Origin of the sequence: Megasphaera hexanoica (genome assembly GCF_043520715.1) — a bacterium.
Lineage (GTDB): Bacteria > Bacillota > Negativicutes > Veillonellales > Megasphaeraceae > Megasphaera > Megasphaera hexanoica.
Genome location: NZ_CP171361.1, coordinates 473,204 through 499,779 on the forward strand (window position 1 = coordinate 473,204; position 26,576 = coordinate 499,779).

Annotated in this window: 21 protein-coding genes; 18 read left to right on the forward strand and 3 right to left on the reverse strand. The window is 48.2% G+C overall.

Features of this window, described 5'->3' with window-relative positions:
* The first annotated feature begins 51 nt into the window (after positions 1-51).
* From ACGTIC_RS02210 to rpsR, 4 genes are all read left to right on the forward strand, one after another.
* Positions 52-3,795: a phosphoribosylformylglycinamidine synthase gene (locus ACGTIC_RS02210; RefSeq protein WP_113855265.1), complete on the forward strand. Its 3,744-nt coding sequence runs from the start codon at positions 52-54 to the stop codon at positions 3,793-3,795.
* A 161-nt stretch (positions 3,796-3,956) separates the two neighbouring features.
* A complete protein-coding gene (gene rpsF, locus ACGTIC_RS02215) occupies positions 3,957-4,241 on the forward strand; it encodes a 30S ribosomal protein S6 (RefSeq protein WP_059076346.1) in 285 nt (94 codons plus the stop codon).
* 16 nt (positions 4,242-4,257) lie between these two features.
* Positions 4,258-4,719 carry a single-stranded DNA-binding protein gene (locus ACGTIC_RS02220; protein ID WP_059076347.1) on the forward strand — a complete coding sequence of 154 codons (462 nt, stop codon included), beginning with the start codon at positions 4,258-4,260 and terminating at the stop codon, positions 4,717-4,719.
* A 45-nt stretch (positions 4,720-4,764) separates the two neighbouring features.
* Positions 4,765-4,995 carry a 30S ribosomal protein S18 gene (gene rpsR, locus ACGTIC_RS02225; protein ID WP_059076348.1) on the forward strand — a complete coding sequence of 77 codons (231 nt, stop codon included), beginning with the start codon at positions 4,765-4,767 and terminating at the stop codon, positions 4,993-4,995.
* A 67-nt stretch (positions 4,996-5,062) separates the two neighbouring features.
* Here the strand turns inward: rpsR and ACGTIC_RS02230 are convergent, their stop codons facing one another.
* Positions 5,063-6,001, reverse strand: a complete 939-nt coding sequence (locus ACGTIC_RS02230; protein WP_059076349.1) for a diacylglycerol kinase family protein — start codon at positions 5,999-6,001, stop codon at positions 5,063-5,065.
* 213 nt (positions 6,002-6,214) lie between these two features.
* Here ACGTIC_RS02230 and ACGTIC_RS02235 point away from each other — a divergent pair, with 213 nt between their 5' ends.
* From ACGTIC_RS02235 to ACGTIC_RS02290, 12 genes are all read left to right on the forward strand, one after another.
* On the forward strand, positions 6,215-7,828 hold the full coding sequence (locus tag ACGTIC_RS02235) for a gamma-glutamyltransferase family protein (RefSeq protein ID WP_234995356.1): 1,614 nt from the start codon (positions 6,215-6,217) through the stop codon (positions 7,826-7,828).
* A 230-nt stretch (positions 7,829-8,058) separates the two neighbouring features.
* Positions 8,059-8,343, forward strand: a complete 285-nt coding sequence (locus ACGTIC_RS02240; protein WP_059076350.1) for a UxaA family hydrolase — start codon at positions 8,059-8,061, stop codon at positions 8,341-8,343.
* Between the two features lie 15 nt (positions 8,344-8,358).
* A complete protein-coding gene (locus ACGTIC_RS02245; RefSeq protein WP_059076351.1) occupies positions 8,359-9,519 on the forward strand; it encodes a UxaA family hydrolase in 1,161 nt (386 codons plus the stop codon).
* Between the two features lie 87 nt (positions 9,520-9,606).
* Positions 9,607-10,368, forward strand: coding sequence for an HpcH/HpaI aldolase/citrate lyase family protein (locus ACGTIC_RS02250; RefSeq protein ID WP_059076352.1), 762 nt, complete (start codon positions 9,607-9,609; stop codon positions 10,366-10,368).
* Between the two features lie 95 nt (positions 10,369-10,463).
* Entirely contained in the window at positions 10,464-11,912 is a 1,449-nt protein-coding gene (locus ACGTIC_RS02255) for a 4-hydroxyphenylacetate 3-hydroxylase family protein (RefSeq protein ID WP_059076353.1), read from the forward strand.
* A gap of 7 nt (positions 11,913-11,919) precedes the next feature.
* Entirely contained in the window at positions 11,920-12,216 is a 297-nt protein-coding gene (locus ACGTIC_RS02260; RefSeq protein WP_059076354.1) for a hypothetical protein, read from the forward strand.
* A 607-nt stretch (positions 12,217-12,823) separates the two neighbouring features.
* Positions 12,824-14,143: an MFS transporter gene (locus ACGTIC_RS02265; protein WP_113855266.1), complete on the forward strand. Its 1,320-nt coding sequence runs from the start codon at positions 12,824-12,826 to the stop codon at positions 14,141-14,143.
* Positions 14,144-14,438: 295 nt separating this feature from the next.
* Positions 14,439-15,848: an FAD-binding oxidoreductase gene (locus ACGTIC_RS02270; RefSeq protein WP_059076363.1), complete on the forward strand. Its 1,410-nt coding sequence runs from the start codon at positions 14,439-14,441 to the stop codon at positions 15,846-15,848.
* A gap of 200 nt (positions 15,849-16,048) precedes the next feature.
* Positions 16,049-16,819, forward strand: a complete 771-nt coding sequence (locus ACGTIC_RS02275) for an IclR family transcriptional regulator (protein ID WP_059076364.1) — start codon at positions 16,049-16,051, stop codon at positions 16,817-16,819.
* 39 nt (positions 16,820-16,858) lie between these two features.
* Positions 16,859-17,617 carry an SDR family NAD(P)-dependent oxidoreductase gene (locus tag ACGTIC_RS02280; protein ID WP_059076365.1) on the forward strand — a complete coding sequence of 253 codons (759 nt, stop codon included), beginning with the start codon at positions 16,859-16,861 and terminating at the stop codon, positions 17,615-17,617.
* Between the two features lie 16 nt (positions 17,618-17,633).
* Positions 17,634-18,395, forward strand: coding sequence for an SDR family NAD(P)-dependent oxidoreductase (locus ACGTIC_RS02285; protein ID WP_075581779.1), 762 nt, complete (start codon positions 17,634-17,636; stop codon positions 18,393-18,395).
* A gap of 305 nt (positions 18,396-18,700) precedes the next feature.
* Positions 18,701-19,966 (forward strand): MFS transporter, encoded by a 1,266-nt coding sequence (locus tag ACGTIC_RS02290; RefSeq protein WP_113855267.1) that lies wholly within the window; start codon positions 18,701-18,703, stop codon positions 19,964-19,966.
* 57 nt (positions 19,967-20,023) lie between these two features.
* Here the strand turns inward: ACGTIC_RS02290 and ilvD (ACGTIC_RS02295) are convergent, their stop codons facing one another.
* Positions 20,024-21,706 carry a dihydroxy-acid dehydratase gene (gene ilvD / locus ACGTIC_RS02295; RefSeq protein WP_257536616.1) on the reverse strand — a complete coding sequence of 561 codons (1,683 nt, stop codon included), beginning with the start codon at positions 21,704-21,706 and terminating at the stop codon, positions 20,024-20,026.
* 564 nt (positions 21,707-22,270) lie between these two features.
* Here ilvD (ACGTIC_RS02295) and ACGTIC_RS02300 point away from each other — a divergent pair.
* A complete protein-coding gene (locus ACGTIC_RS02300; protein WP_059076369.1) occupies positions 22,271-23,590 on the forward strand; it encodes a lactate racemase domain-containing protein in 1,320 nt (439 codons plus the stop codon).
* Between the two features lie 113 nt (positions 23,591-23,703).
* Positions 23,704-25,425 carry a dihydroxy-acid dehydratase gene (gene ilvD / locus ACGTIC_RS02305; protein ID WP_075581782.1) on the forward strand — a complete coding sequence of 574 codons (1,722 nt, stop codon included), beginning with the start codon at positions 23,704-23,706 and terminating at the stop codon, positions 25,423-25,425.
* 165 nt (positions 25,426-25,590) lie between these two features.
* Here ilvD (ACGTIC_RS02305) and ACGTIC_RS02310 read toward each other — a convergent pair whose 3' ends face one another.
* Positions 25,591-26,394 carry an IclR family transcriptional regulator gene (locus tag ACGTIC_RS02310; protein WP_059076371.1) on the reverse strand — a complete coding sequence of 268 codons (804 nt, stop codon included), beginning with the start codon at positions 26,392-26,394 and terminating at the stop codon, positions 25,591-25,593.
* Positions 26,395-26,576: the final 182 nt, after the last annotated feature.

Consider the following 26,576-nt stretch of genomic DNA (forward strand, 5'->3'; position numbering starts at 1 on the left):
TACTAAAGTTGTGTCACTAATGCTTATATGTCTTTTAAGGAGGTTCATTGAATGCAATCCATTCGACGTTTATATGTTACCAAAAAAGGTCCTTTTGCCCAGGATGCACAGAGGATGCTCAATGATTTGAAGAAAAACTTGCTTATTTCGGGTCTGACCGATGTCAAGATTTTCAATCGTTATGACGTAGGTGGTTTGGATGATGCAGCCTTTGAAGCGGCCAAGAATATGATTTTTTCGGAACCGCCTGTCGATGCCGTATACGATGAATTGCCGGCCGGTAAAGACGATACGGTACTGGCAATCGAATATCTGCCGGGGCAGTATGACCAGCGTGCCGATTCGGCGATGCAATGCCTGCAGATGCTCACTATGAACAGTGACAGTGCTGTCCGCACGGCACAGGTCATTGTTTTATCGGGCACCCTTTCCGCTGATGATATTGCCGCTATTAAGCATTATTGTATCAATCCGGTAGAAGCCAGGGAAGCGTTGCTGGATCAGGTAACGGACCTTTCCATGGCATGGGAAAAACCGGCTGACGTTCCGACTATCGATGGCTTCGATACGATGGATGATGCAGCACTCCGGGAATTATCTGCCCATATGGGTCTGGCTATGAGCTTTGATGATCTGAAATTTGTGCAGACTTATTTCCGCGATGAAGAAAAACGTAACCCGACGATTACAGAAATCCGGGTTATCGATACGTATTGGTCTGACCATTGCCGCCATACGACGTTTATGACGGAATTGACCGACATTTCCTTTGAAGACGGCACATATACAGCTCCTATCCAGAGAGCCTACGAAGCATATAAAACAACGTGTGATGCATTAAAACGCAATAAACCACAGACGCTGATGGATATGGCAACCATTGCCGTAAAGGAATTAAAAGCGGCTGGCAAATTACAGAATCTGGATGCCTCTGAAGAAATCAATGCCTGCACCATCATCATTCCTGTCGATGTGGATGGCAAAGAAGAAGAATGGCTTCTCCTCTTTAAAAATGAAACACATAACCACCCGACGGAAATCGAACCGTTCGGCGGTGCTGCTACCTGCCTGGGCGGCTGTATCCGCGATCCTCTGAGCGGCCGGTCTTATGTATATCAAGCTATGCGTGTTACCGGTGCAGGTGATCCACGGCAATCCATTAAAGATACACTGCCAGGGAAACTTCCGCAGCGTACGCTGACGACAGGCGCTGCTAAAGGATATAGCTCCTATGGCAACCAGATTGGCCTGGCGACAGGGGAAGTAAAAGAATATTATCACCAGGGATTTATTGCAAAACGCATGGAAATCGGTGCTGTTCTGGGGGCGGCTCCGCGGGCCAACGTTATCCGGGAAGAACCGGTTCCCGGAGACATAATCATCCTGCTGGGCGGCAAGACCGGCCGTGATGGCATGGGCGGCGCAACTGGTTCTTCCAAAAAGCATACAGTAGAATCCTTGGAAACGTGTGGCGCCGAAGTCCAGAAAGGGAACGCCCTGACGGAACGGAAAATCCAGCGCCTGTTCCGCCGCCATGAAGTGACAGTCCTCATCAAACGGTGCAATGATTTTGGCGCCGGCGGTGTATCCGTCGCCATTGGCGAACTGACCGATGGCCTGGATATTAATCTCGATAAAGTCCCGAAGAAGTATGAAGGTCTGGATGGAACGGAACTGGCTATTTCTGAATCGCAGGAACGGATGGCCGTCGTAGTGGCTCCGGAACATGTAGAAGAATTCATGAAATACGCGGCGGAAGAAAATCTGGAAGCGACGATTGTTGCCGTCGCTACCGATACGAAACGACTGGTCATGCACTGGCGCGACCAGAATGTCGTCAATATCACCCGGGCATTCCTCGATACTAATGGCGTAACGCAGAAGCGGAATGCCATTGTCACTGCTCCGGAAGAAAAAGATTTCTTTACGGCAGCTCCTGTAAGTGATGTCAAAGATGCATTCCTCAAGACGATGGCAACGCTGAATGTCGCGTCAGAACAGGGACTGGCAGAACGCTTTGACAGCACTATCGGATCGCGGACGGTACTCATGCCCTTTGGCGGAAAGTATCAGAAGACGCCCGTAGAAGGCATGGTCGCCAAGATTCCTGTCCCGGGAAGTAAAACGACGACTGCCAGCATTTTCACGCACGGCTATGATCCGGACCTGGCCGTATGGAGTCCGTTCCACGGCGCATTGTATGCCGTACTCCAATCGGTAGCGAAATTGGTTGCTCTCGGCGGTGACCGTCGTCAGGCTTATCTGACGATGCAGGAATTTTTCCAGAGCCTCGGCACCAATGAAAAAGCCTGGGGCCAGCCGGTCAGCGCGCTCCTCGGGGCATATGTGGCACAGAAAGAGCTGCAGATTGCTGCCATCGGCGGCAAAGACAGCATGAGTGGCACCTTTGAAAATCTGACGGTTCCTCCTACGCTCGTATCCTTTGCTATCGTACCGGAAAAGACCAATCATATTATTTCTCCGGAATTCAAACAGGCTGACGATATGGTTCTGCTCTTTGATCTGCCAAGGGATGCCGAAGATATGCCTGATTTTGATGTGTTCCGCCGTCATTGTGATTTCCTCCATCAGGCTGTTCTCGATGGCAAGGTCCGGGCTATGCATGCCGTAGGCCAGGGCGGGGCTGCTGCGGCGCTGGTACAAATGGCGTTTGGCAATCGCATTGGCTTTACCGTTGATGACCAGTTCCCCGTACAGGAACTCTTCAATCTCCGGTATGGAGCTATTCTTGTTGAAACTGATGAAGCTACTGCGCGCATTTGGGAAAAAGAAGATCACGTGTGCCGCGTTGGCGTAACGAAAGAAGCTGCCGACATTACGGCAGCAGGTACCGCCATAGCCCTGACAGATTTGCAGAAGGCATGGGAAGAACCGCTCAGCAAAGTATTCCCGATTAAGAGTGAAAGTTCTTCTGATGATCCTACACTGCCTCTCTTCACGACCTATGGTCCCAAACGCAGTGAATCTTTTGGCAAACCGCATGTGTTCATCCCGGTCTGCCCTGGAACGAACTGTGAATACGATTCTGCCGCTGCCTTTGAACGGGCTGGCGCGACGGCAGAAATCATGGTACTGCGTAACGAAACGCCACAGGATCTGGCGGAATCGATCGACGAAATGGCAAGACGCATTGCCCATGCGCAGATTATCATGTTTCCCGGTGGCTTCAGTGCTGGCGATGAACCAGAAGGTTCTGGCAAGTTTATTGCTACTTTATTCCGCAGTCCGGCGTTGAAAGAATCACTGAACGATTTGCTCTATAAACGGGATGGCCTGGCATTGGGTGTCTGCAACGGATTCCAGGCGCTGATTAAACTGGGGCTCCTGCCTTATGGCCGGATCCAGCCTCTGCGTTCGGACAGCCCGACGCTGACATACAATACAATTGGCCGCCATCTGTCGCGGATGGTCAATACGAAGGTCGTTTCTGTCATGAGTCCCTGGTTCAGCAACATGAAAGCCGGCGATGTCCATACTATCGCTATTTCCCACGGGGAAGGCCGTTTTGTAGCGACACCCCGGCAGATCAGGGAACTGGCTGAGAAAGGACAGATTGCGACACAGTATGTAGATCTTAGTGGCAATGCATCCAATGACAGCGAATATAATCCTAACCAGTCCATTATGGCTGTCGAAGGGATTACCAGTCCCGATGGCCGCGTGCTCGGTAAGATGGCTCATACTGAACGGTTCAGCGGTCCCGATATTTTTGAAAATATTTCTGGCAATAAGCTGCAGCCTCTCTTTGCAGCCGGTGTTGCATATTTTGAATAATTGAAGAAAAAGGATGTCCCGTGAAAAGATCTTCTTTTGTGGGACATCCTTTTTACTTGCTATGGCGGAAAATCTGTGATACAATAATAAAGCTTGATTACTTCAAGCTACCCTTGCCCTTTTGAAATGAAGGGCCATAGTCCAGAAGAGGAGGTGATTTCGTGAATAAGTACGAAGTCATGTTTATCGCAAAGCCGCTGGAAGACGCAGAAGTAGATCCGATTGCTGAATTTGTTTCCAATCTGATCAAGAAAAATGGCGGCAATGTCGAAAAGGTTGATCGTTGGGGCAAACGCCACCTGGCATATCCTGTCAAAAAACAGGCTGACGGTAACTACGTACTGATTAACTTTGAAGCTGATCCTGAAGTTATCAAAGAAATCGACCGTGTTATGAAGATCCAGGACGACATCCTGAAGCACTTGATCGTCAAGATTGACGAATAACCGGAGGCGCAAAGGTATGAATTCAGTACAGTTGTTAGGCAATTTGGCTCGTGACCCCGAAATCCGTTTTACGAAGACTGGCAAGGCTGTTGCTATGTTTACCGTAGCCTGCACGACCACGTATATTCCATACGGAGCTACGGAACCACGGGAATTCACTGATTTTGTTCCTTGTGTTGCTTGGGGTAATTTGGCAGAAACCTGTGGTAACAACCTGGCTAAAGGCAGTCGTGTCTTTGTGGAAGGCCGTTTTAACACGCGTTCGTACGAAACGCAGGACGGCCAGAAACGGTACAGGACGGAAGTCGTAGCTAATTTTGTGGCACAGACGATGGGAACGGAACGCCAGAATGGTACGGCGTCCTCTTCATATACCGGTGCTGCGCAGCCGAGCGCGCCGCAGCCTAAACCGGCTGCTCCGGGGACCGGCTTTGACAGCATGGGCTCCAGCACATCGGATGAAGAAATCCCATTCTAATAGTCAAACACATCCCTTAATTATGTTTTAAAGGGAGGATATATAATGAGAAGAGATCGCTCGAGAAAACCGAGAAGAAAAGTATGCAGCTTCTGTGTCGATCATGCTGAACAGATTGATTACAAAGACGTTGCAAAGCTCCGCCGTTTTACGACCGAACGTGGCAAAATCCTGCCGCGCCGTATCTCCGGCGTTTGCGCTAAACACCAGCGTAAACTGACGGTTGCTATCAAACGGGCCAGAGCTATCGCTCTGCTTCCGTACACAGCAGACTAATCGGATATCAAAAAGAGGATGCAGCAAAATGTGCTTTACAGCCATTTTGTTACATCCTCTTTTTTGTTTAACCTTTGTGAGGAAGCAGATGGACCAGTGGCAGACTGGAAGGAGGCGCAGATGGGACACAGACATTTAGGAAAGAAGGTAAAATTTCCAGATCCAACGGGAAATCAGGGCCTTTGTCACCATCCATGTTTGTCGTGAGGGTGCCATCGATCAGCGTGATTTTCAGATGAGTCGTCGTAGACAGATTCATGTATTCTGAACTCAGGGGCGAGCCGGCAAGAAATTCCGGTATGGCTTTAATCATATCGAGATAGCTGCAATCCTTGAAGACGCCGACCCAGAGTTTACCATCATCGACCTGAGCAGCCGGTGCGAGATTTCGGAAGCTTCCGACGGAATTAGTCAGCATGATGACGATGAGTGGAGAGCGATGGATATAAACGCCGTTATCGTTTTCTATCTTAAACAGGTATGTTTCATGATTTTGCAGGGCTTTCAGGCCCGTCAGAAAATAGGCAAGAGGGCCAAGCCGTGTTTTTTGCTCAATCGATACGTGACTGACGGCTTCAGGCATAAAACCGGCAGCAATGGTGTTGACGAAATAGCGGTCATTGGCCCGGGCGATATCTACGCGCTGGATATGGGCGTTTTTAAGACCGGCAATGGCTGCTTCCGGATGCAGGGGCATAGAAAGAGCCCGCCCCAGGTCGTTGACCGTGCCCAGCGGGATGAAGCCAAACGTTATACTGCTCCGTCCGGCAAGGGCCAGCCCGTTGACGGTTTCGTTCAATGTACCGTCGCCACCCATGCAGAAAACGGCATCAAATCCGGTAAGGGAGGCTTCACGGGCCCAGTCAGTCGCATCTCCCGGACCGGTCGTGATGCGCATTTCTACATCGTCATACATCGTATCCAGCTGGTTTTTTAATGGTTCTTTAAAATACTTGGCCCGTTCACGGCCGGCTGTCGGATTGACAATTAACAAGCACCGACTCACGGTGATTCCTCCTTTTACGGCAGGACAGACAGAGCTGTCGCAGAAAGTTACATATACATTATTATAGACACAAAACAGATTTTCGGGAAGAGCAGGGACTGCTTTTTTTAGAGTGTATTTTATCTGTTCTATACAAAAAGCAGGCTGGTTTTACTGACCCGTGTGAAGGAATGTGATATGATAATCGTATATACAAGGAAAGGGCGTGTTAATATGGCAATGACATGGGACGGACAGATATATCCCTATCCCTCGCGGAGAGAAGTCGTCTATGCCCGCCGCGGAATGGTCTGTACATCGCAGACCTTGGCGGCGCAGGCCGGGCTGGATATGCTGAAGTTGGGAGGCAATGCCGTCGATGCGGCACTGGCTACGGCGATAGCACTGACTGTACTGGAACCAACCAGTAATGGCCTGGGCAGTGATGCCTTTGCACTGATATGGATGAAGGGAAAGTTATACGGTCTCAATGGCAGTGGTTGGTCGCCACGTACACTGACCTGGGAAACGCTGCATGAAAAAGGACTGTCGGAAATTCCCCTTCGCGGCTGGACTCCCGTTATGGTACCGGGGGCGCCGGCAGCATGGGCGGAAATACACAGCCGTTTTGGAAGACTTCCCTTTGAAGAACTATTTAAACCGGCTATTTCTTATGCAGAGGATGGCTATTCTGTCATGCCCAATCTGGCGGTCATGCTGAAAGAAGGTTATGAAAGCTTTGCTCCGTACCGTCATGAACCGGCTTTTAAGGGCTTGTTCGATACCTTTTATGCTGGTGATGTCATTGCCGGTGCGGGAGATATCCTGCGCCTGCCTCAGCAGGCACGGTCCCTGCGCCTCCTGGCCAGGAGCCGGTGCCGGGATCTTTATGAAGGGGAAATCGCTACAGCCATCGATGATTGGTCGAAAAAGACGGGCGGATATCTTCGCAAAGAGGATTTGATGGATTACCGGCCTCAGTGGGTCCAGCCAATCCATACGAATTACAGAGGCTATGATGTCTGGGAAATTCCGCCCAATGGCCATGGACTGGTCGTACTCATGGCTCTGAATATTGCCAGTGGTTTTTCCTTTGCAGAGCGGGATACGGTTGAAACGTTCCACCGCCAGATTGAATCGATGAAACTGGCTTTTGCCGACGGGCGTGAATACATAGCCGATCCCCGTTTTATGAACACGTCTGTAGAAGACTGGCTTTCTGAATCCTATGCAGTCCGGAGGCGGGCAGAAATCGGGGATATGGCACTGATGCCCAGGCCAGTCAGTCCCAATAATGGCGGGACGGTCTATCTCTGTTCGGCTGATGGAGAAGGCAACATGGTATCGTATATCCAAAGTAATTATACGGGGTTTGGTTCGGGCATCGTCATTCCGGGATATGGAGTGGCCCTCAGTGACAGGGGCAATAATTTCAGCATGGACCCACGGAGCGACAATTGTGCCGGTCCGCGAAAAAAATCCTACCACACAATCATTCCCGGTTTTCTGTCACGGGACGGGCAGGCTGTAGGACCGTTTGGTGTCATGGGAGCGTTCATGCAGCCCCAGGGACAGTTCCAGGTACTGATGAATACGATAGATTTCCATCTTAATCCTCAGGCGGCACTTGATGCGCCACGCTGGCAGTGGGTAGGCGGTAAACGCATCGAAGTGGAAGCGGCCGTTCCGGCGGCGGTTGTTGAAGGGCTGCGCCGTAAAGGCCATGAGGTAATAGTAAATGCTGATCCTATTCCCTATGGACGGGGGCAGATTATCTGGCGCAATGAACAGGGAGTTCTTTCCGGTGCGACAGAACCCCGGGCAGATGGTGCTGTTGCGGCATGGTAAAGGTATAAATAGAAGGCAGTGATAAGGTAAAAGCTATTCTTTTTTAGCACATTGCAATGCCAACTTAGAATTGACATTTTACAATTGCAATTCTATAATGAGAGTATACAGGACGTATATACACAATAGGTCTTATATACAAACAGGAACTTGCCATAACCTGTCAGCTAAGGAGTGGTTATCCTGGGTGTATGGTATATTTTGAACTACAAGAGGGAGGTTTCATTTTCATGATTAATGCAATGATTATCGATGAAAAAGACAACGTTGCTGTCGTCATCGAACCGGTAAAGAAAGGCGATACGGTTTCTTACGTTGACAAAAACAAGAAGACCGTTTCCTTTACTGCCGTAGAAGATGTCCAGATTTATCACAAAATCGCCATCAAAGATATTCCGGCCGATGCACCAGTCGTTAAATATGGTGAACATATTGGTCATGCTGCCCGTGATATCAAACAAGGCGAACACGTACACGAACACAATGTTAAATCCGTTCGTGAAAATTTGGGCTAAGAGGAGGAAATCATAATGAAATTTTGGGGTTATAAACGTCCGGATGGACGCGTAGGTGTCCGTAATCATGTATTAATTCTGCCGGCCAGTGTCTGTGCTTCTGATACGACCCGTATCATTGCCTCCCAGGTCAATGGCGCCGTTACCTTCAACAATCAGAACGGCTGTTCCCAGGTACCGCCTGACCAGCAGCTTACCATGGATGTAGAAGCCGGTTATGCTGCTAATCCAAACGTATATGGTACGGTCGTCGTTTCTCTGGGCTGCGAAAACTGTCAGATGGACCTGGTAGTCAAAGCTATCCAGGAACGGACGAACAAGCCGCTCAAACAGGTCATTATCCAGGAAGAAGGCGGCACGCTGAAAGCTATTGACAAAGCGGTCCGCTATGCCAAGGAAATGGTACAGGAAGCCAGCATGCTGCGCCGTGAAGAATGCGACATGAGCAAACTCATCGTCGGTACCGAATGCGGTGGTTCCGACCCGACATCTGGCCTGGCTGCCAACCCGACCATCGGTGAACTGAGCGACCGTCTCGTTGACCTCGGTGCTACGTCTATCCTGAGCGAAACGACGGAATTCATCGGTGCAGAACACATCCTCGCCCGCCGTGGTAAAGATGAAAAAGTAAAAGAACAGATCCTCGGTATCGTACACCGTTATGAACATGCCCTGCAGCTCGTCGGCGAAGAAGTCCGCGAAGGCAATCCGAGCCCGGGCAATAAAGCCGGTGGTCTGACGACGCTGGAAGAAAAATCGCTGGGATGCATCCATAAGGGCGGCCATCGCACGATTCAGGCTGTATATGACTATGGCAAACAGGTCGATACAACAGGCCTGGTCATCATGGATACTCCGGGGAACGACCCGTCTTCTGTAGCCGGCATGGTAGCAGGCGGCTGCCAGGTAGTCGTATTTTCTACGGGCCGCGGCACGCCGACAGGCAATCCAATCGTACCGGTCATCAAAATCACGGGCAATAAACTGACATTCCAGAATATGGAAGACAATATCGACTACGATGCCAGCCCGGTTATCTACGGCAAAAAGACCATGGGTGAACAGGGCGATGAACTCCTGGCTATGACTATGGAAGTCGTCAACGGCAAGCAGTCTAAAGCAGAATCTCTGGGCTATACAGAAATGGCCATTGCCCGTGTCTGCAACTACGTTTAATCATTATGGCATACAGGCGCAGCGGTACAGACGTTACGCCTGTACGCTATGTTATAATATTTTATATTCCAAGAGGAGTTTTGTCGCATGAGCAAATTCAAAGAACGTTTAAAGAATGGTGAAAAGCTCTTTGGGCCTTTTATCAACATGAATTACCCCGCTGTCGTAGAAGTAGCCGGTATGGCTGGCTTTGATTTCTGCATCATCGATAATGAACACGGTGAAATTCCGGTAGAAGGAACGCTGGATATGATCCGCGCCTGCAAACTTGCTGGCATTCCATCCATTGTCCGCGTTTATGAAGGAAACCCGGAACTCATTGATAAGGCCCTGGACCTCGGTGCCGATGGTGTACAGATTCCGAATATTGGATCCAAAGAAGCTGCTGAAATCGCTGTCAGCGCCGCTAAATTTGCGCCAGAAGGAAGCCGTGGATGCAACCGGTATGTTCGTGCTGGCAAATATGGCTCTATTGATAAAGCTGATTTCTTTGGCAAGGCAAATGACGAAACGGCTGTCATTCTCCAGGTTGAAGGTCAGGACGGTGTACAGGCTCTGCCAGATATCCTGAAAGTCAAAGGCTTTGATGTATTGTTTGTCGGACCCTATGATTTATCTGCTTCCCTGGGAATCCCGGGACAGGTCAATCATCCGAAAGTCATTGCCCAGATGGAAGAAATCATGCGTCAGGCTAAAGAAGTCGGCGTAGCTGTCGGTTTCTTCTGCGATGATGTGGCAACGGCTGTAGAATGGAAAAACCGTGGCGTTCAGTACGTTTCCTTCTCTTCTGATATTGGGCAGCTCTATGAACGCTTTAAAGAAGCAGCTGACGGATTTGCCAAAGGCTGATTATAGAAACGGTAAGGCAAAGAAAGGCACTGGCGTGTGCTTTTCTTTGTCCCTGCCTTTGTGAAATTTAGCACATTAAAGGAGTCGATTCACCTATGATGACAGGTAAGGAATATAAAGAAAGCTTGCGGAAACGTAATATCGTCGTATATCTTCAGGGCAAACAGATTCCGGCTAAAGAATTGCCGGACCATCCCTTCATCCGTGGCCATGTTAATTCCGCTTCCGTAACGTATGACCTGGCCTTTGACCCGGCATATGAAAACCTGATGACGGCGACATCCCACCTGACGGGCAAAAAAATCAACCGCTTCACCCATATTCACCAGAGTGTGGAAGATCTGGTCAAAAAAGTCAAAATGCTGCGCATGCTCTCCCTCAAAACGGGGACCTGCTATCAGCGCTGCGTCGGCTTTGATGCCATGAATGCCACCTATGGCACGACCTTTGAAATGGACCAGAAATATGGAACCCATTATCATGAACGGTTCAAGAAGTTCCTCGAATACATCCAGGATACGGACTTCATGGTATCCGGTGCCATGACCGATCCGAAAGGCGACCGCAGCAAACGGCCGAGCCAGCAGAGTGACCCTGATTTGTTCGTCCACGTCGTGGAAAAGAATGACAAGGGTATCGTCATCCGCGGCGCCAAGGCCCATATGACGGGGATGGTCAATAGCCATGAAATGCTGATTATGCCGACCATGAGCCTGAAACCGGAAGACAAAGATTACGCTGTCTGCTGTGCGCTGCCAGTCGATGCACCGGGGGTACTGCACATCTTCGGCCGCCAGAGCAATGATGGCCGTAAACTGGAAGGAGATATCGATCAGGGCAATGCCAAGTACGGTATCGTCGGCGGCGAATGCCTGACGGTCCTGAATGACGTCTTCGTACCGTGGGAACGGGTATTCATGTGCGGGGAAACGGATTTTGCCGGCATGCTGGTAACGCGGTTTGCCAGCTACCACCGCCAGAACTACGGCGGCTGTAAGGGCGGCGTATCGGATATCGTCATCGGTGCAGCGGCAGCTATGGCCGATATGAACGGCTATGCCAAAGCCAGCCACATCAAATCGAAGATTAACGAAATGATCCACCTGACAGAAACGCTGTATGCGTGCTCCATCGCATGCTCAGCCGAAGGGGTACAGCTGCCGAGCGGCCAGTATTTCGTCAACATGCTGCTGGCAAACGTAAGCAAGCACAACGTCACGCGGTATATCTATGAAATCGACCGGCTGGCCCAGGATATTGCCGGCGGGTTCATTGCCACACTTCCGAGCCAGGCAGACCTGGAAAGCCCGGAAATAGGTAAATACGTAGAAAAATACTTCAAAGGCGTCGACGGCGTATCGACGGCAGACCGCATGCGGGTAGCACGTCTGATCGAAGTGATGACAGGTGGCACGGCATTGGTAGAAAGCATGCATGGCGCGGGCAGCCCGCAGGCCCAGGAAGTTATGTACTCCAAACTGGCAAATCTGGAAGCGAAAAAGAAAGCAGCTCTCAAGATTGCCGGCGTTAAAGTAGAAGACTGAGGCGCGTATGATTGTCGGTGTTAAGTTCTGTGGTAATTGCAATCCTTTCATCGAAACGCCAACACTGCTTAAAAGGCTGATAGCGGCGGCCCCGGACTTAGAATTCCGCATTATCAGCCGTACGCTGCCGCATTGGGATGTTACCCTCCTTTTGAACGCCTGCCCGGCAGGCTGTCTGAAAGAGAAAGAATATAGGAATCCTGTCGTTGTCAGCGGATTGTCAGTGGAGCATTGGGATGTAGATGAAGGAGAATTGGTGCAGAAAGTTATTGCGGCCATCCGTTGTAAATTACCGGCAATGTAACAGGCAGAGTATGTTTGCGTATAGTGCAAAAATATACCAATAAAAAGTATAATATAAAATAGTAATCCCAGATTCTGTTTTATAGACAGAATCTGGGATTTTTTCTTTATTACAGCCTGCAATCATGATTGTATAATAAATAATATGAAAAAAGCATAGGTGAATAGAGTTCATTGCTTATTTATAAAGATTGAAAAAATATAAATTTTGACTCTTGACGCTGGATAAGGAAAACCGTATAATATATGTGTGATTGATTCGTATATGCGTCATGCTTCTTATATATGAATTATGGCATATATGCAGTTATGAAATTATGTACGTAAAGTTTTTCTTTATCTTTAAAAATGGGATACTAGTGTTATCAATAACAGAAATCTATTGAAAAGTATTGTAGATAACACGATGCAGCACAAAACAATCCGGCGTTTTCAGTACTATAAGGAAAGCGGGGTGAATCCGGATCTGGTTACGATGTTCTTTATTATTTTATTATAGGTTGTGAAATAGAGAACGCAGGATGCAGTATTTGTGATGCAGGTGACTATCGAACCCGTATGAAACGGGCTCACTATAGAAGGTATGAATCTTAGTGGAGGTGGCTGTTTTGTCTAACGAATTAGCTATTGAAAAATCGTGTATGAGAAAGTGCTCAAGCCGGCTCTTGCCGTACTTGCTCTTTATGTTCCTGCTTTGCTATATTGACCGTACAAACTTAGGCTTTGCTGGTATCCAGATGTCTCCGGAATTAGGTCTGACGGCTTCTACGTTTGGTTTTGGTGCTGGCCTGTTCTTTATTGGTTATTTTATTTTCGAAGTTCCGTCCAATCTGTGTCTGGCCAAGTTCGGCGCCCGCCGCTGGATTGCCCGTATCATGGTTACCTGGGGTGCCGTAGCGGCTCTTATGTGCATGATTAACGGTACGACGAGCTTCCTCGTCATGCGTTTCTTACTCGGTGCATCTGAAGCTGGCTTCTATCCTGGCGTTACGTATTTCATCGGCGAATGGTTCCCTAACAAATATCGTGCAGCAGCGCTCTCCCGTTTCAATCTGGCTCAGCCTGTTGCTCTCGTCGTCGGTTCTCTCGTTTCCGGGTTCCTTATCAGTTCTCTCGATGGCGTCATGGGCTGGTCCGGCTGGCGCTGGTTGTTCCTCGTCGAAGGGATTCCGACTATATTCTTCGGCTTTGTAACTCTCTACTATCTGACAGATAAACCGGCTGATGCCACATGGCTTACGGAAGAAGAACGCAATTGGCTCACAAACCGTATGGCTGAAGAAGCTGCGGCCATTAAAGGTGCTAACGCCGACTACTCTATTATGAAAGCTCTTACGCACCCGGCTGTTCTGGTCCTCGGGATTGCTTACTTCCTTGCTATCTGTGAAGGTGTATACGGCATTAACATGTGGATTCCTCAGATGCTTAAATCCTGGTCCAATATGTCTTCCATGGAAATTGGCTTTATCGGTGCACTTCCGTTCGTATGTGCATTCATTTCCGTTATTATCTTTGGTCATAGTTCCCAGGTTCGTCAGGAACGTAAATGGCATCTGACTGTAGCTCTCGGCATGGCTACTGTTGCTCTGTGCGCAAGCATGTTTGTCACAGGGACTATTCCTACCATGATTTGTGTCTGCGTAGGTGCTGCTGGTATGTTCGCAGCTATTCCGCTGTTCTGGACGATTCCGGCCCAGTTCCTTACTGGTACGGCTGCTGCAACGGGTATCGCCGTTATCAACTCTATCGGCAACCTCGGCGGTTTCTTCGGACCGACGGCTGTTGGTATGGTTAAAGATGCGACAGGCGATTTCCATTATGGCCTGCTGCTCCTTGGTGTATGCGTATTCGTAGGCCTTGTCCTGTGCCATGTCATGAACAATATCTATGGTAAGAAAGTTGACTACAGCAAGATTGAAAAAAATTAATCTTGGGTGCTTTATAAGAAGCTTTTAACTGAAAATTCCATATATACTAGAAAAACCCTGTCAGAGTGACGGGGTTTTCCTAGTATATAGCAGAATAAGGTTTTACGGATTTTTCATTGTTATGAAAAATTCAATACTTTATTTTCATACTATATTGACAAATAAATCATAATAAACTAACATGTTAGTATCCAATGATATATATCACAAGGGGTATAATATACTGTGACATGTATCGTTTTGTAGGAAAGGATGATTTGCTAATCGTTCTATTTTAAACGGGGAGGGCTGACTTATGCCTAAATACAACAAAGTAACACCTGAACTGATTCAGAAACTGCTTGATTTACTTGGAAAACACAACATGACGACAGATCCGGAAAAACTGGATGTTTATAAGACGGACGAAGAAACCAATCCGGCCTATTTCCACACGCCGGAAGTGGTAGTTTTCCCGGAAACGACGGAACAGGTAGCGGCTATTATGAAGCTGGCCAACGAATACATGGTTCCTGTAACACCACGTGGCGGTGGCAGCAGCCTTGCCTGCCAGGCAATTCCTGTTTATAATGGAATTGTTCTCTGCCTGGAAAAAATGAATAAAATCATTGAAGTCAATAAAGAAGCACTGTATATGATCGTAGAAGCAGGCGCCGTTACGACGGCCGTACAGTCTGCCGCTAAAGAAGCTGGCTTGTATTACGCCGGAGATCCCAGCTCAAAAGCGTCCAGTGAAATCGGTGGCAACGTGGCTACTAATGCCGGCGGCAGCCGCGTCGTAAAATACGGGACGACCCGCGATCAGGTGTACTGGGCTGAAATCGTAACGCCGACAGGTGAAATTACCCAGGTAGGCAAGCGACTGCAGAAAAATACGACCGGGTATGCTCTGGAAAAACTCATCTGCGGCAGTGAAGGCACGTTGGGAATCATTACTAAATTATGCCTGAAACTCCGTCCTATCGCTCCGTATCACTTTGATATGGTTGCCATCTTTACGGATGAAACAAAAGCCCTGGCTGTACCGAACCAGCTCCTTATGGCTGGTGTTCAGCCGACAGCTATTGAATTCCTGGACAATAAAGGGATTCAGAGTGAAGAACGATTCATGAATATGACCCTTCCTCATTCTAAAGATAATGGGAACTATATCATTATTACTATTGATTCCTATGATCAGGACGACCTGGACAACCGTGTGGCTACGGCTGATGAAATCTGCGAAAAGAACGGTTCCGTTGAAACATTGGTTGCGGACGACCGTATCTGGGGCGCACGGTATAATATCGGGGAAGCGGCCCGCAATGACAGCCAGATCTGGCTTGCCGAAGATATCGTCGTTCCTGTCGATAAAATTGCCGATCTCATGGCCCAGATTCCGGCTATTGAAAAGAAATATGGCATTGCTACGACTACATCTGCCCATATCGGTGATGGCAATATCCATGTCAATGCCCTGAAAATGGACATGCCTATGGAACAGTGGAATGAAGTCATTCCTAAATATCACAACGAATTGTATACACTGGTTTACAGCCTGGGCGGATGCCTCTCTGGTGAACATGGCATCGGTCTGCGGAAAATCAATGAAATGAAGAAATTTACCGATCCGGTTTCTCTCGATATGATGAAGGCCATCAAGAAGGCACTGGACCCGAATCTGATTTTGAATCCAGGAAAAATTTTCACATACGACGAAGACTAAACCGTCCTTCACTTCAGAGCTGCTGCACTGTTTGGTGCAGCAGCTTTTTTAATTCCTATATTGCATGGTAGTCAGGTTCTGCATGCGTAATTTGCAGGTTAAGGTGATTTCATTGACTTTACGCTGTGGCTATGATATTCTATACCTGAAGTTAGAATATACGAACTAATGTTGCGTATTCGAACAAAAGGAGGGGAGATATGGAAGAGGAAAAGTTACATAATCCGACTGTCCGCGTTCTGGATATTCTGGAAACGGCGTATAGTCATGAAAATGGGATATCCTTTACAGAATTATCCCGGCAGACGGGAATTTCTAAAGGTACCTTGCACCCCATTGTCATGACTCTCGTAGCAAAAGGATATCTGCAATGCCAGCATTCGCTTTTTACACTAGGCAAAAGCTGTTTCCGTCTGGGATATGCATACACCCGCACACTGAGCTGCCTCGATATTGTCAAAGCACATATGGAAGAAATCGTTACGGCTTGTAATGAAATTTGTCAGCTCGGTGTTTTGGAAGGGATGAATGTCCTGTACATTGCTAAAATGGAACCTCAGCAGGCTATCCGGGTCAGTTCATCTGTAGGGGCGACGCTGGCTGCCTATGCCACGAGTCTGGGAAAAAGCCTTCTCAGTTGCTATACAGACGAAGAAGTACGCCGTATCTGCCCGCCTGTACTGCAACAGTATACGGAACAGACCGTGCGCACGGTCGATGAACTTCTGAGTCAGTTGCATACGATCCGTAAACAGGGATATGCGCTGGAAAATGGGGAAGTAAATAAGGATATTGAATGTATTTCCATTCCCATCCAGGTGGCAGACCAGACGATGGCCATCAGTGTCAGCCTGCCGATTTACCGTTCTACGCCAGAAAAACAGCAGGAAATACTCCGCATCCTGAAGCGCCATAAAAGTGAAATTGCCGAGCAGACAGCAGGATTACAACAGGATTTAAGCTTCATTTAATGATAGATATTTCTATGGAAAAGGAAGGTATGGATCAGTATGAATGATTTCAAAGACAAAGTTGTAGTAGTAACCGGTGGCGGCCGCGGTATCGGCGCCATGACAGCCCGTCGTTTTTGTGAAGAAGGAGCTCACTGCGTCATTTCCAGCAATGTCCTGTCTGAATGTGAAGAATGTGCTGCCGAATTAAAAAAAGACGGCTTTTCAGCCAGCGTTATGGCATGTGATGTAAGCAAGCCGGCCGATGTAGATGCCCTCATAGCAGATACGGAAAAGAAATTTGGCCGTATTGATATTTTTGCCAATATTGCCGGTATTTGTACCAGTGGTATGAATTTCCTCGGTGTTACGCCGGAAAGCTGGGACCGGGTCATGAAAATCAATGCCTTCGGAACGTTATATACTAACCAGAAGGCCATCGAATCCATGATGCGCACGGGAACAAAGGGAAATATTGTCAATGTTACATCCATTGCGGCCAAGACTGGCTCTGGTGCTGTCGGTGTCGATTACTCGGCCAGCAAGGCAGCTATCGTCAATGTGACGATTTCGGCGGCTACCTTTGCGGCCCGTTATGGCATCCGCGTCAATGCCGTTGCACCTGGACCTATCCAGACGAAAATGACTGCCGTATGGGATCCCAAAATGTGTGCAAAACTCGTTAAGACTATCCCTCTGGGCCGCAAATTTGGTGAACCCGATGATATCAGCGAAGCGATTATTTTCCTTGCCAGTGATAAGGCGAAATATATTTCTGGAGAAATCCTGGATGTAAACGGCGCTGCCTGGTGCGATTAAGAGAGGAGACAGACACATGTTTGAAAAATTGCAACTTACAGGGAAAACCGCTATTGTTACAGGCGGTACGAAGGGGATTGGCAAAGGTATTGTGGAAGGTCTGGCCCAGAGTGGTGCCAATGTCGTCGTAGTCAGCCGTCATCAGGATGAATGCGATGCCGTAGCAAAAGAAATGGAACAATACGGCGTCAAGGGACTGGGCGTCAAATGCGATGTTACCATTGCCAGCGATGTCGCCAATCTGATGCAGAAGACGATGGATGCGTTTGGACATATTGATATTCTCGTGAATAATGCCGGCAGCGCAATTACGAAAAAGGCAGAAGATTTGACGGAAGCTGACTGGGACCGTGTGATTGATATGGATATGAAAGCCGTATTCTTCATGGCACAGGCTGCCGGAAAATATATGATTGCCCAGAAGAGCGGAAAAATCATTAATATCGCTTCCATGCTTGGCCTTGTTGCAGAAAAACAGGTTCTGCCATATTGCGTCGCCAAAGGCGGCGTCCTGCAGATGACAAAGGCTCTGGCGCTGGAATGGGCCAAATACAATATTCAGGTCAACGCTATCTGCCCGGGGTATGTCATTACAGATATCAACAAAGACGCATTGAGTGAAGAAAAAATCTATAAACATATTACAGGAAAGATTCCCATGCGCCGCTTCGGTGAAGTAGGGGATATTGCAGGTGCTGCTGTTTTCCTGGCATCGCCGGCCTCTGATTATATGACGGGACAGCCCATCGTTCTCGATGGTGGCTGGACCATGCAGTAATTCCTTATGATAAGTATGCAGGAATTATATTGTTAATGTTAACAATATAATTCCTGCATTTTTTATGTAAAAATAGAATGGTAACAATAAAAAATTGGGATACAAGAATACTGAAAATACCCGGTCTGCTACTTGCTAAACAAAATAATGGTGCTATAATAGGTACACCACTTCTATGAATGATGGCTATAGAAAATACATATTTTTTATTCTTGAAATGAATATAAAGGACGTATTTATAATTTTATTTTCTATGATATGGCCATTATACCTTGTGGTTATTTTATTAGAAGGATGTGTTAAGTATGGCATCAACAGAAGCTATCCCGGCTAAACGCTGGGGGCGTATTATTCCACCGGCGATCCTCGTCTATATTTTCGGATTTATGGATCGCACTAATATCGGTTTTGCTATGGCCGGCGGCATGAGCGATGCGTTGCAGATGACGGCAACCTTATCCGGCCTGGCAGCAGGTATTTTCTTTATCGGCTATATGGTTCTCCAGGTACCGGGCGGACATATTGCTGAAACGGGCAATGCCAAAAAGTTCATAGCTGTTTCCATTCTTGCCTGGAGTCTTATTTGTACCAGCCTCGGGTTTGTGCAGACAGCTACCCAGCTTTTGGTCCTGCGTTTTCTCGTCGGCGTTGCTGAAGGCGGTGTATGGCCGGCTATCCTGGTCATCATCAGTCACTGGTTCCCCTCGTCTGAACGTGGCCGGGCCAATTCCTACTTCATCATGAATGTAGCTATTGCTTCTATCATTACCGGTCCTATCTCCGGCTGGCTGGTTACGACCTTTGGCTGGCGTTCCGTTTTCATCGCCGAAGGTGCCGTTTCTTTCCTGCTCATTTTCGTGTGGTGGCCTCTTATCAGCAACCGTCCGTCGGAAGCCAAATGGATTTCCAAAGAAGAACGAGAATACCTGGAAACGACGCTGGCTGCTGAACAGAAAGAACTCAGCTCGGAAGATGATGCGCCTACGTCTCTTTCCACTATTCTCAGCAGTGTCAATATGTGGAAACTGATCCTCATCTATTTCTTCTATCAGGTAGGTATCTATGGTTTTGCTATGTGGCTGCCGACTATCCTCAAAAGCCTTACTAATAGCGGCATGACCAGCATTGGTTTCCTCTCCACCATTCCGTATTTCGCCTGCATGGCCGGTTTGTATATCTTTGGGCATTTGTCTGACCGCAGCGGTAACCGTAAAAAATATGTTGCCCTGCCCCTCCTGGGATTTGCTCTTTGCTTCCTGGCATCGGCTTTCCTGAAAGATTACACCTGGGTTTCCTTTGCCTTCCTCTGCGGCTGCGGCCTGTTCCTGCAGTGCGCATCGGGGATTTTCTGGACTATCCCGACCATGCTTTTTCCGGCTAAAGTTGCTGGCGACAGCCTGGGCATCATCAACGCTCTCGGCAACCTCGGCGGTTTCGTCGGTCCGTTCATCGTTGGCTGGCTGACCACGCAGTTCATGTCCATTTATGCGGGCATTTATTTCCTGGCAGCTATGCTTGCCTGCGGCTTCTTCTTGACATTGAGCCTGCCGAAGAAGACAGAAGGTAAATAATTTCTTTCATAAACAGCAAAAAAGAGCATCCCGCAGCGGGGATGCTCTTTTTTGCTGTTATTCGTTTAAATCGAGGATAGCGCCAGTGGCGGCTGATTTTGCAATGCGGGAATAGAGGCCGAGCCATCCATGTGTAAATTTCGGTTTGGGGCGGACCCAATTCTTTTTGCGCTGTGCCAGTTCTTCATCTGATACATGAAGCGTCAGGGTATTGTTAGGGATATCAATGGTGATTTTATCGCCGTCTTTGACGAGGGCAATGGGGCCGCCATCTGCGGCTTCAGGAGAAACGTGACCGACAAAACAGCCGTTGTTGGTACCGGAGAAACGTCCATCCGTAACGAGGGCTGTCGATTTTGCCAGTCCCCGGCCGTACAGATACTTCATGGCCTTGAACATTTCCCGCATACCAGGACCGCCTTTTGGCCCTTCATAACGGATGACGACGACGTCACCGGCTACGATATCGCCGCCCAAGATGGCTTTTTCAGCTTCTTCTTCCGAATCATAACATTTGGCCGTTCCCGTAAACGTCAGGATTGACGGGTCAATAGCAGCCGGCTTGGTGACGCCCGTTTCCGGAGCCAGATTTCCCCGGAGGATAGCCAGGCCCTTGCGGGATTCGAACGGTTCAGCCATGGTTTTGATGACCTGGGGGTTAAATTCGTATTTGTAGATATAGTTCTGCAGATTTTCGGAAACGGTCGTGCCTGTAACGGTCATGCAGTCTTTGTGAAGCAGCGGCAGGATTTCTGTCATGACTTTGGGGATGCCGCCGGCCTTATAGAAATCTTCCATGTCATAAGATGATGCCGGGTTGACTTTGGCAATGAGTGGTGTCGTGGCGCTGAGTTTATCAAAGACGGCCAGCATCGTTTCATGATCAATGCCTAATTCATGAGCCATGGCGGTCAGGTGGAGTACGCCATTCGTAGAGCCTCCCGTTGCCATAAGGACGCGGATGCCATTTTCAATGGCGTCCATCGTCAGGATGTCATGACTGGTGATGCCCTGTTGGGTAAGGCGTACGATTGCTTCACCGGTTTGTTCGGCACAGCGCGTACGATCAGCATAGACGGCCGGAATCAGAGCGGCACCGGGAAGTGAGATCCCCATGGCTTCGGCGACACAGTTCATCGTATTGGCTGAGCCATAGAATGAACAGGACCCGCAGGTCGGACCGCAGACGTCTTCCAGACTGTTAAATGTAGGTTCGTCTATTTTTCCGGCACGCAGCATTCCCAGTCCTTCCGACATAGAAGTCAGATCGGATTTGCGGTTGTCGAATACCTTGCCTCCCAGCATGGGACCGCCACCCATAAATATGACTGGAATATCGAGGCGGGCTGCCGCAAGGAGCATACCCGGCACGATTTTGTCACAGGAGCCGAGCAGCACGACGGCATCCAGATGATGGATTTCTACCATCGTTTCGATGTCATTGGCAATCAGGTCGCGGGAAGGCAGAATATAATGCATGCCAGCGTGGCCCTGGGCCGTGCCGTCACAGCCGGCGATGACGCCAAATTCACAGGCTGTACCGCCTGCCCGGTATATTCCCTTTTTGACGGCTTCGGCCATCTGGCGCAGGTTGTAGTGTCCCGGCACGAGTTCATTCCAGGAGTTGGCAATGCCAATCAGCGGGCGCTTCAGATCGTCATCGGAATAGCCGATGGATTTAAATACACTGCGATTAAAAGACCATTCCGGCCTTCCTAAAATTTCTTTACTTCTGTACATTTTCTTCATCCTTTCCCACCATCAGGTGTCAGCAGAAAGCTGTGCTTTCTAAATGAAATAGTACATGTCCCTTTCTTCACTATAACTTTTTTTCATTTTATTTGCAACTATTTTGTATGAATAATTGTAAAATCGGTGTCTCAGTTTTGAGACAGAATCAGATGAGTCCGTTCAAATGAACAAATGTGAAAACAATAACGTAAAATCGATGAATGATACCAGAAAAATCATATTAGTTATGATTTTTCTATAGACTAGGATACTAGAATATGCTAATATGTACGTATATTAGATGCGTTATAACAGATGTGTCATTCTTTGATAAAATTGCCGTCGGATTCCGGTATTCATAAGGGTTGATGGCTGTTTTATATATGTGATTTTCTCATAGCGAGCGAACATAAGGTGCAATCCCGTTATTTGACAGACACTGCCATTCTAGTACAATAATAGTATGTGAATTCGTAAATGTATACACATGTGTATATGCGAATTAATGTGCAATTGCATGAGGCAGGAACTGGTACAAATTCGTTCTGTTGCTGTAAAGAGAGGAGTAGTAGTATGAAACAAGGTACAGGTGTTGTAGGAGAATTATGTAAAGACGTATTTATTCCTAAAATGGTGAAAGTACATCAGAAATTTGATTTATCGTACATTAAACCGGAAGATATTCCCGGTGTTGTCCGGGCTCAGCTCGATCGTGACATCATCGCATCCAAAATAAAACCGGGCATGACGATTGCCATTACCTGCGGCAGCCGCGGCGTATCCAATACGGCTCTTATTATCAAGACCATTGCATCGTATGTTAAGGAAAAAGGTGCTAAACCGTTCGTATTCCCGGCTATGGGCAGTCATGGCGGTGCTACACCGGAAGGACAGACTCAGATCGTCAATGGCTATGGCGTCGTGGAAGACTATGTAGGATGCCCGATTCGTGCGACTATGGAAACGAAACAGATTGGCACGACCGATGATGGCCGTCCTGTTTTCATTGATAAATATGCAGCTGAATCGGATGGTATCATCATGCTGGGCCGTATCAAAGCCCATACGCAGTTCGTTGGCCCTTATGAAAGCGGCCTGATGAAGATGGCTGTTATCGGCATGGGCAAACAGCATGGCGCCGAAGGTGTCCATGAACAAGGCTTTGTCCATATGGCAGAAAACATCCAGCGCTATGGCAAAGTCATTCTGAAAAACGCTCCGATTATTTGTGGCGTCGGCCTTTTGGAAAATGCGGCAGATCAGACGCATACCATTGTCGCCCTCACGCCGGATGAAATCATCGAACAGGAACCGGAATACCTGAAAAAAGCAAAAGCTCTCATGGGACATATCATGATCAAACATGCCGACCTTCTCATCATCGATGAAATTGGCAAAAACATCAGTGGCGACGGCCATGACCCCAACGTTTCCAATATGCTGCCCCGTGAAACGGGCGTCCCCTTTGGCCCGAACGGTGAATTCCCGTCCAAGTGTGAATTCAATGCCGACCGCAAAATTGTCCTGGATCTCACGGAAGAAACTCATGGCAACGCCAATGGCCTGGGCTTGGCAGATGTAACGACACAGCGTTGCGTTGACAAGATTGTCAATGCTGCAGCATATCCGAATGCCGTTACCTCGACGATTTTGGAAATGGTCAAGATTCCGTTCTGGACGGAAAATGATAAACTGGCTATCCAGGTTGCACTGAAAACGGCTACGAAAGCTGATAAGACAGCTCCGAAAATCGTCCGCATCAAGAATACGATGGAAGTGCAGGATATTTACGTATCAGAAGCACTGCTTCCGGAAGTTGAAGCTAACCCGGATATGGAAGTAGCCGGGGAACTGGCTCCTATGCCGTTTGATGAAAATGGCAACCTGTTTTAATCCGTCATGACGATAGGAGACCGTATGCTGTATCTGGCAGCATACGGCCTCTCATATATAACATATTATATTTATATTTTGTTTCCCAATCCCTAAAACAAGGAGGAACATGAATGGAACAGAGATGTAAAGGCGTACGCAAAGTATGGGCCCAGTCGGATGCATTGAAACTCGGCACCGAATTCTCCGAAGGCGATCTCGCGAAACCGCAGATTTTGATTGATGATGTATGGGGTGAAAGCCATCCCGGCAGTGTTCACCTCGATAAGTATGCTAAACAGGCATCTATCGGCGTCTATGAAACGGGTGGCAAACCTGCTAATTTCCATGTCACTGATATCTGTGACGGATGGGCTCAGGGCCATGATGGCATGAACTTTATCCTTCCCAGCCGTGAAGTCATTGCCGATATGGTAGAAATCCATGCCAATGTCATTCCCTGGGATGGCGTTATTCTGATTTCCAGCTGTGATAAAGCCGTACCGGCTCACCTGGAAGTAGCTGCCCGTCTCGACATGCCGGTCATCCACATTCCCGGCGGTTCTATGCGCAGCGGCCCGGGGTGTACGACATCCGACCTTGCCGGCCCGATTACGGCCCGTGATAAACGCGGTCTGGTCAGCAAAGATGAAATGCGTGATTATAAACTGACGGGCTGTCCGACCTGTGGTTCCTGTCAGTTCATGGGAACGGCCAGCACGATGCAGTGCATGTCTGAAGCACTTGGTATGGCCCTTCCCGGCAATGCTGTCGTACCGGCTACATTGATGGAAAGTCAGCGCTATGCCCGTCTGGCAGGTCAGAAGATTATGGAGCTGGCTGAAAAAGGCATCACCACGTCAAAAATCATGACGAAAGCGGCCTTCATCAACGCCATTAAAGTCCATCAGGCTATCAGTGGTTCTACTAATGCTACCATTCATTTCCCGGCTATTGCCCATCAGCTGGGCATTGATATTCATCCGCGCATGTTCGATGAAATCGGCAAGAATATCAAATATCTGACGAATGTACAGCCTAGCGGCAAATACATTACAGAATTCCTCTGGTATGCCGGCGGGATTCCCATGATCCAGATGTATCTCAAAGACGAACTGGATCTCAACGTCATGACCGTTACGGGCCGCACGCTGGGTGAAAACCTGGAAATGATTGAAAAGAGCGACTTCTTTGAACGCGGCCTTGGCTATCTCAAGACTTATGGCATTAATCCGGAAGATATCATCCGCAAACCGGAACATTCGAATAAATATGGTTCTCTGGCTGTACTGGACGGCAATATTGCTCCTGATGGCAGTGTCGTTAAATTCTCGGCTATCAAGAATCCCGATATGATGCATCATATCGGACCGGCACGGGTATTCAATTCGGAAGAAGACTGCCAGCAGGCTATCATTACTGGTCAGGTCAATCAGGGCGACATCTTATTTATCCGTTATGAAGGCCCGAAAGGCGCTGGTATGCCTGAAAGCCTCATGACGACCGATGCCATTGCCTTTGATGAACGCCTGGATGGCACGGTTGCACTGGTAACGGACGGCCGTTTCTCCGGTGCTACCCAGGGCCCGGCTATCGGCCACGTATCACCGGAAGCCGTAGAAGGCGGCCCCATTGCGCTCCTGGAAGACGGCGATATGATTGAAATCGACATTCCGAACCGCAAAATCAATATGATCGGCGTAAAAGGTGAAAAGAAGACGGCGGAAGAAGTAGATGCTATTCTGGCTGAACGTAAAAAGAACTGGAAGATGCCTGATTTCCCGAAGAAAAAAGGCTATCTGGCTCGCTATAGCAAATATGCGACATCGGCAATGTCCGGCGGATATCTTCAGTAATTCATACTAGTTTGCAGCTAATAAAAAAGGTATCGTACGAAACAGTGGTGCTTTGTACGATACCTTTTTAGCTGTACGTTTATAGTAAATAACAACAAAATTCAGATATAAAAAAGACCTGTTGCTGAGAACAGGTCTTTTTTATACATGTAGTGACTTAACATCTTATATTGGCTGGGACTGGAATGATTTGGCAAAGAAATCAATATCGTTGATGTTCAGTTCCGTAAAGGTGTGTTCCAGTTTTTCCTTCGATGTCTTCAATGCGTCAATGGTTTTTTCCTTCTTTTCCTCTGTCAGACGGAAAGAAGGGATGCTGACGCTCATGGCAGCGATATAATGACCGTGATACGCCAGGGGAACGGAGAAACAATTGATGCCGGGAGAAATTTCTTCTTTATCCGTGAAATATCCAAGCGTCTTGCCCTGCTGGCATTCATCATAGAAACGGTTAAAGTCCGTACAGGTCCGTTCTGTTACCGGGGCCAGCCCCTGGGGATAGAGTGTTTGCAGGCCCTGCAGGGTGTATTCGCTTAGCAGCGCCTTTCCGATAGCCGTGCTGTAAGCAGGAAGCCGTTTGCCGACGAAAGAAATGAGCCGTATCGGTTCGGGAGATTCTTCTTTTGCCAGATAGAGTACATCACCGCCTACCAGAACACCGAGCTGGCAGGCTTCCGATGTGGCATTGACGATGCGTTTCATCTGGGCTTTGAAAAGTTCTAGTATGTCCATGTCCTGCAGGCAGGCGGATCCGACGATGAGAGCGCTGATGCCGACTGTATACTTGTTGGATCCATGCTGGGTGATAAAGCGGCGTTCACACAGTGTGCGGATAATGGGAACAATCGTACTTTTGGGGACAGAGATAGCCGTGGCAATTTCTGTCAGGGAGCAGCCTTCCTTCGATGTGGAAAGAAGCTGCATAATGTCCAATACACGGGCTGTAGGGCGGTGCGTGGTATAGGGCATCCTATATTACCTCCTTTAAAATATATATGATGACGGTAAATCGCAGGCAGTACATTGAAGTTCACAATCATCAGTATAGCGAAAATGGGACAACCTTGCAAATGGAAATAGATGATACAAGACTGAGAAGTCTGGTTATAGCACGGGCAGATATAAACCACAAAAGGAATTTATCGGCGAAT